Source organism: Marinobacter sp. UBA5687 (assembly GCF_002420325.1).
In the GTDB taxonomy this organism is placed as follows: Bacteria; Pseudomonadota; Gammaproteobacteria; order Pseudomonadales; family Oleiphilaceae; genus Marinobacter; species Marinobacter nauticus.
The window spans coordinates 36,311-42,745 of the sequence record NZ_DIHV01000081.1; the positions used below are offsets into that span (position 1 = coordinate 36,311).

A 6,435-nucleotide genomic window follows, 5' to 3' on the forward strand; every position below is an offset into this window, starting at 1 on the left:
CCCATTCTGGCAGAGTGCGGTGGTCTGATGGCCTGTGCCGAAGAGCTGGCAGATAAAGACGGCAAAGTACATCGTCTGCTGGGCCTGGTGCCCGGGCGGGCGACCATGGCTAACCGACTGACCGCACTGGGTCTGCAAAGTCTGGAAACCCAGCTCGGCGGGTTGCGGGGCCACACCTATCACCATTCGAGTCTTGAGACACCGTGGCTACCTGCCGCCAGGGCGAAGAAACAGGCTGGCTCGGAAGGTGAGGCGGTGTATCGCGACCAGAATCTGGTGGCCAGCTATTTTCACGGATACTTCCCGTCAGCGCCTGCTTTGATTAGCGCGATCTTTCGCGGTGAGGAAATCCGGTTTTCTTGAGCAACTCGAACGCTTTAACCCAAGGAGAGTCATCATGCGTGAACGCGCCAAAGACCCCGAACGCCATGCCAGGCGCATGGCCGCCAAGCAGAAAATCATGCAGGAGCGCATCGCCCGAGCCCAGAAAGAACAGGGCGTGTTGCTGGTGCTCACCGGCCCCGGCAAGGGCAAAAGCAGTTCAGGCTTTGGCATGGTGGCCCGGGCTCTGGGCCACGGTATGAAAGTGGGCATCGTCCAGTTTATCAAAGGCGCATTCAGCACCGGTGAGGAAGCTTTCTTCCGTGAGCTGCCGAACGTCACCTACCACGTGATGGGACAGGGCTACACCTGGGACACTCAGAACCGGGAACAGGATGTTAAGAGCGCAACCGATGCCTGGGAAGTTGCAGCAAGCATGCTGAGCGATGACAGCTATGACCTGGTACTGCTGGATGAACTGAATATCGCCCTGAAGTACGACTACATCGATCTCGATAGGGTGCTGGACGACCTGCAGGCCCGTCCGGAAATGCAGCATGTGGTGGTCACCGGTCGCGGGGCTCCGCAGGAACTGATTGATCTGGCTGATACGGTCACCGAGATGGGTGTGGTCAAACATGCCTTCAAGGATCAGGGCATCAAGGCCCAGAAGGGTGTGGAGCTGTAAATGCCCACCCTGATGGTGCAGGGCACCACCTCGGATGCTGGCAAAACCACGGTGGTGGCGGCGCTGTGTCGCTGGCTGGCCCGGCAGGGGGTCTCAGTCGCGCCATTCAAGCCCCAGAATATGGCCCTGAACAGTGCAGTCACCGTGGATGGCGGCGAGATTGGCCGTTCCACGGCGTTACAGGCGCTGGCCTGTGGCCTGGAGCCCCACAGCGACATGAACCCGGTGTTGTTGAAACCCCAGAGCGATTGCGGCGCCCAGGTGATCTTGCGGGGCAAGGTCCATGGCAATATGGATGCTCTGGATTACCACGCCTACAAAGCTGAGGCGATGAATTCGGTGATGGCGAGCTGGCGGGATCTGAGCGCCCGCTACGATGTGGTCATCGCCGAAGGCGCCGGCAGCCCCGCGGAAATCAACCTGCGGGCCAACGACATTGCCAACATGGGTTTTGCCGAAGCCGCCGATTGCCCGGTGTTGCTGGTAGGGGATATCGACAAGGGTGGGGTTTTCGCCCAGTTGGTGGGTACACTGGCGTTGCTTTCCGAGAGTGAGCGGGACAGGACGGCGGGTTTTGTCATCAACCGGTTCCGGGGTGATATTGGGCTGTTGGAGCCCGGGCTGGACTGGCTGACGGAACACACGGACAAGCCGGTGTTCGGCGTTTTGCCATACCTGCACGGGTTGGTGATCGACTCCGAAGACAGCGTCAGTGCCGCCGGCACCAGTGAGGCCGGCGCCCTGAAAGTGGTGGTGCCGGTATTGCCCCGAATCAGCAACCACAACGATTTTGATCCGTTGCGACTCCACCCGGGCGTTGACCTGGTGTTCGTGGGGCCGGATGAACCCATTCCGCCAGCCGATCTTGTTATTTTGCCCGGCAGCAAAAGCACCCGGCACGACCTGCAGTGGCTGAAGCAACAAGGCTGGCCGGAGGCCATCCAGAAACACCTGCGGTATGGCGGCAAGCTATTGGGTATCTGTGGCGGCTTCCAGATGCTGGGACTTAAAGTGGAAGACCCGGAAGGGCTGGAAGGTGAAATCGGTATAACCGAGGGCCTGGCCCTGTTCGAGATGGTGACCCGTATGGTGCCGGGCAAGCAGCTTCGAATGGTAATTGGTGGGCTGACTTCCCATATTGCCAGCACGGCGGTGACAAGCGCCCTGAAAGGCTATGAAATGCACAACGGTGTCACGGAAGGTGCCGCGCTGGTGCGCCCATTTGCAGAGCTGGAAGGCAGGCCGGATGGCGCCGTCAGTGCGGATGGCCAGGTGGCGGGTACCTATATCCACGGCGTCTTCGACGAGCCAGCCGCCTGCAATGCCATTCTGGACTGGGCAGGCCTTAAAACACAGGGCGAGCAGTCGGTGGACTACCAGCGTCACCGTCTGCAGCAGCTTGATCGCCTGGCCGATCAGGTGCACCAGTGCCTGGACACAGACCGGTTAAGGAGACTTTTGCAGTTGTGAGTAACCCGAATGATCCCTTCAGCGAGGCCCAGCGCGAAGGCCTGTACCGGGCCATCTTCGAGCGCCGGGATGTGCGCTCTCAGTTCCTGCCGGATGCCATTCCGGAGGCGGTTCTGGCGCGCATCCTGAGAGCTGCCCACCACGCCCCGTCCGTCGGCTTCATGCAGCCCTGGGATTTCATCGTGATCGACAGCCTGGCGGTGCGCGAGCAGGTGCTGGACAGTTTTAACAATGAAAACGCAAAGGCCTCGGAAAACTACACCGGCGAGCGCCAGCAAACCTATCGGAGCCTGAAACTGCAGGGCATTCTGGAAAGCCCCATCAACCTCTGCATCACCTGTGATCGATCCCGCGGCGGCCCCAATGTCCTGGGGCGTAATTCCATTATGGAAATGGATCTGTTCAGCACCTGCCTGGCGGTGCAGAATCTCTGGCTGGCGGCACGGGCCGAGGGCATTGGCGTGGGCTGGGTGAGCATCCTGGATCAGGATGTACTGTCGAATATCCTGCAGTTACCGGATCATGTATACCCACTGGCCTATCTCTGCCTGGGCTATGTCAGTGAATTCCTGGAGCAACCGGAATTACAGTCCAAAGGCTGGCGTTCCCGGCTGCCGCTGGAAGATCTGGTACATGGTAATACCTGGGGTGGCGCCCTTGATCAGGAGTCCCTGCTGGCCCGGTTAAAGCAGGTCTGACATCGGGATGGACGTCAGTTTCCTATTGGCGGCAGATCCCTCACCAGTGATTGCAGCTCGCGAGTGATCGCAATCAGCTCCTTCAGCAATTGGGGGTTCACGTCCATGTGGCCCTCGTATTCGGCCAGATTGCGGGCCGAATGACACTTGTCCAACACGCGCCATTTGGCATTGGGTAAGCCAATGGTGTGTTGCAGGCACTGGAAGACAATATAACGGCTTTCGGAACGATACCCGTGCCATCTCAGGGCGGCGAGCGATAATGCGTGGGCGGCGCCATAAGCCAGAGAGAACTGGCTGTCCTCAGACAATCCCTCAATGCAGGCGTCCCGGAGCTTGGTGTCGGCAGCCTTGAGCATGCCTTCGAACTCCCGGGCATCAGGTGGTTCTGCCTTGAGTCGTCGGATCCTGACCAGATTATCGAGTGCTTCCATGCAATGTGTCTTGTCTCAGTGGCTGAAGCGGAGGTCGAGGCGGGGTTGGTCCAGCACCCGGGTGACAAAACTCTGATTGTCTTTGATACGCTGCTCGAACTCGGCGGGAGAGTATAACGTGGGATTGATGGTTCGTTGTAATTGTTGTTCGGCGGGGGCCAGCAGTTCCATAACCTCGCTGTAACTGAGATCGTGGCCGATCAGCATGACATCGACATCGCTGCCCGCATGGGCATCCCCTTTTGCCACGGAACCGTAGATAAAGGCTTGTTCGAGAGTATCCGCCAGTGGCGCCAGGGCATTCCGGAGCACATCGGAAATACCAAAGGTTTTCTGGACGATGTGTTTCAGCTCATCGAAGATCGGGTTGTCCGGGTTGGCCTGGTAGTGGTTCTGGTTGCCTTGGCGGGTCATGACGACCAGACCGGAATCGGTCAGTTTGGCCAGCTCCCGGACAACGGTGCCGCGCCCTATATTTGCTAGACGTACCAGTTCATTCAGGTACAGGCTCTGGTCTGGATGGCCGTAGATAAGCGATAGCAGGCGCTGTTGGGTTTTGGTAAACAGTGCGTCACCGATACTGGTTCCAGGCATGGTCAGGTCGCATCTCATGAGTCTCAATATGGGTACTTTAGTACCTGATTTGGGTATTTTCAATCCCATATTGGGATCTTTAAGTCCCAATTTGGGGATCTCTGTGGAGGGTCTATGAAGTTTTCTGTGTTTTACCAGCAGGCCTTGGCCCGGAAGGGTGGCGAGCAGGCCCTGAAATCCCTGTTGCCTCCGGTCACCGAAAAACATCGTCTGGCGGAGATCGGCGACGACCGTTACCTGTCCGAGATCACCCGATGCATTTTCAAGGCTGGTTTTGTCTGGCGGGTAATCGAGAACAAGTGGCCGGATTTTGAGGCGGCCTTCGAAGGGTTTGTGCCCGCCTACTGGCAGCAGGTGCCGCCAGAAGTGATCGAGCAGCTGGCTACAGACGAGCGTATCGTTCGCAACATGCAGAAGATCCGGACCGTGCCGGAAAATGCCCGGATGATCATGGATGTGGCGAAAGACCATGGCAGCTTTGGTCAGTTTCTGGCCCAGTGGCCGTCGACCGATCAGGTGGGGCTGCTGCTCTACCTGAAGCGTAACGGTGAGCGTCTGGGGGGGAACTCAGCCCAGTACTTCCTGCGCCGGGTGGGTTGGGATGGTTTTATCCTGTCCCACGATGTGGTTACCGCCCTGACCCGGGCCGGAATACTGGATGCCTCACCGGCCAGCAAGAAAGGCATGAGCCAGGCCCAGGAGGCGTTCAACCGTTGGCACGAAGAGACGGAAATGCCCATCAGCCACCTGTCCCGGATAGTGTCCTTCACGGTGGATAACTGACGATGCCCCCACGTTAGAGAAACAGCAACAGCGCCAGTTCACTGAACACGACAGCTGCGCCCAGGGTGTCGCCGGTGTAACCACCGAGCTGGCTACGAAGATAGCTGCCCCAGAACACAGCAACCAGCAGGACGGCCGTTATGGCTGCGGGAATCAGTAACGGCTGCCAGAGTGATAATCCGGCTGCCAGCAACAATACAAACCCCGCGGCCGCCAGCAAACGGCTGCGGGAGAAACCGTCTGCCACCGGCTTGGATTTACTCTTATCGGGGTCAGTGACGTACGGCAGGCAGGCCATCAATATCAGTGGTGTCAGCCGGGAAACCGCAGGTGCCACCAGCAACGCAAGCCAGATCAATTCAGCCTCAGCCAGCAGAGCTACTTTCAGCAGCAAGGCCATCACCAGTGCCACTGTGCCATAGGTTCCGATCCGGCTGTCTTTCATGATCTCCAGTCGTTTTTCAACGGTATAGCCGCCGCCGAGAGCATCAACACTGTCGGCCAGGCCATCTTCGTGGAAGGCCCCGGTGATAAACAGGTGCAGAATAACTACCAGGATAATGGCCGCCAGCGGGCTGGCCACCAATGAGAACAGAAAGTAGGCGGCGCAATAGCCAAGGCCGAGCAGAAGGCCCACCAGGGGAAAATAAACGCTGCTCTGGTTCATCAGGCGCTGGGAGTAATCAATCCGAACGAGCATTGGGATACGAGTCAGGAAGCCCAGGGCCAGCCAGAAGGCCTGCCATTCTTGTGCAATCTGCGAGCGAGGGAGCAAGGGCGCCTCCTTGAGAATTCAAAAGCGCCCATTGTACGTGAGACCAACAAAATTTGCGGTGTTCTCAGGGTTGCATCAGTCCAACCACTTCCCGGGGTTTTCGGTGGTAAAGCGTGTCACCTTGTCCGGTGGTTCACAGCTGTCAGTCATGTCCTGGTCGCTCAGCAGCACGTAGGTATCCCGGTGAGCGGTGCCAATTGATTTTGCGCCGTCAGTGGTGAAGCACGACAGAGCATGCCGATCGGCCACAATGAGGTAACTGTCTGGCGTCTTCTTCATCCAGACCCATGCATTACGATCTTCCTGTTCCAGTGAACTGAAGAAGCTGAAATGAGTGAAATCCCGCTTCGAGAAAAGAATAAACTGTTCACGGAAATCAATCATGCCAATCTGCCCGCCGGCAGGCACGAACTGCTCGGCTGCGGCGAGCACATTTCTGGGTGTGCGCAATGGCTCGAGAATCCGATAACCCCAGGATGTGAACACCAGCCAACTCACCATCAGGGCAATGAACCAGCGCCCGAGTGCCCGACAGCGCCAGAACGCCATGAGACTTGCGACCCAGATAAACCCAAGGGTGAACAACAGGGTGCCGGCTTCGTGCAGTCGAGCCGGATCCTGGGTGTAGTCAGCGACCTTTTCCACCAGACGAGGGTGGTCATTCCAGGCTAG

General features: G+C 58.2%; 7 protein-coding genes and 2 pseudogenes. 5 read left to right on the forward strand and 4 right to left on the reverse strand.

Translation table 11 applies throughout. From position 1 onward, the window contains the following. The 4 genes and pseudogenes from B3Y70_RS08325 to bluB all read left to right on the forward strand — a co-directional run. Nucleotides 1–363, forward strand: a pseudogene (locus B3Y70_RS08325) (cobyrinate a,c-diamide synthase); the annotation flags it as partial. A 34-nt stretch (nt 364–397) separates the two neighbouring features. Continuing rightward, nucleotides 398–1,009, forward strand: coding sequence for a cob(I)yrinic acid a,c-diamide adenosyltransferase (gene cobO, locus B3Y70_RS08330; protein ID WP_011783832.1), 612 nt, complete (start codon nt 398–400; stop codon nt 1,007–1,009). Further along, nucleotides 1,010–2,479 (forward strand): cobyric acid synthase, encoded by a 1,470-nt coding sequence (locus B3Y70_RS08335; protein WP_278349794.1) that lies wholly within the window; start codon nt 1,010–1,012, stop codon nt 2,477–2,479. After that, nucleotides 2,476–3,177 carry a 5,6-dimethylbenzimidazole synthase gene (gene bluB / locus B3Y70_RS08340; protein WP_278349795.1) on the forward strand — a complete coding sequence of 234 codons (702 nt, stop codon included), beginning with the start codon at nt 2,476–2,478 and terminating at the stop codon, nt 3,175–3,177. The genes B3Y70_RS08335 and bluB overlap by 4 nt, the downstream gene beginning before the upstream one ends. A gap of 14 nt (nt 3,178–3,191) precedes the next feature. Here the strand turns inward: bluB and B3Y70_RS08345 are convergent, their stop codons facing one another. Both B3Y70_RS08345 and B3Y70_RS08350 read right to left on the reverse strand, forming a co-directional pair. Then, a complete protein-coding gene (locus B3Y70_RS08345) occupies nt 3,192–3,611 on the reverse strand; it encodes a hypothetical protein (protein WP_023007792.1) in 420 nt (139 codons plus the stop codon). 15 nt (nt 3,612–3,626) lie between these two features. Then, the gene (locus B3Y70_RS08350) at nt 3,627–4,205 is read right to left on the reverse strand and encodes a nucleotidyltransferase domain-containing protein (RefSeq protein ID WP_023007791.1); all 579 of its coding nucleotides are present in this window, start codon (nt 4,203–4,205) and stop codon (nt 3,627–3,629) included. 114 nt (nt 4,206–4,319) lie between these two features. On the opposite strand from B3Y70_RS08350, the gene B3Y70_RS08355 reads away from it, so the two are divergent. After that, nucleotides 4,320–4,988, forward strand: coding sequence for a DNA-3-methyladenine glycosylase I (locus B3Y70_RS08355; RefSeq protein ID WP_153739788.1), 669 nt, complete (start codon nt 4,320–4,322; stop codon nt 4,986–4,988). Between the two features lie 13 nt (nt 4,989–5,001). Here B3Y70_RS08355 and cobS read toward each other — a convergent pair whose 3' ends face one another. Together cobS and B3Y70_RS08365 are read right to left on the reverse strand one after the other, a co-directional pair. Continuing rightward, entirely contained in the window at nt 5,002–5,763 is a 762-nt protein-coding gene (cobS, locus tag B3Y70_RS08360) for an adenosylcobinamide-GDP ribazoletransferase (RefSeq protein WP_011783835.1), read from the reverse strand. Nucleotides 5,764–5,838: 75 nt separating this feature from the next. Further along, nucleotides 5,839–6,435: pseudogene (locus tag B3Y70_RS08365) on the reverse strand (glycosyltransferase family 39 protein); the annotation flags it as partial.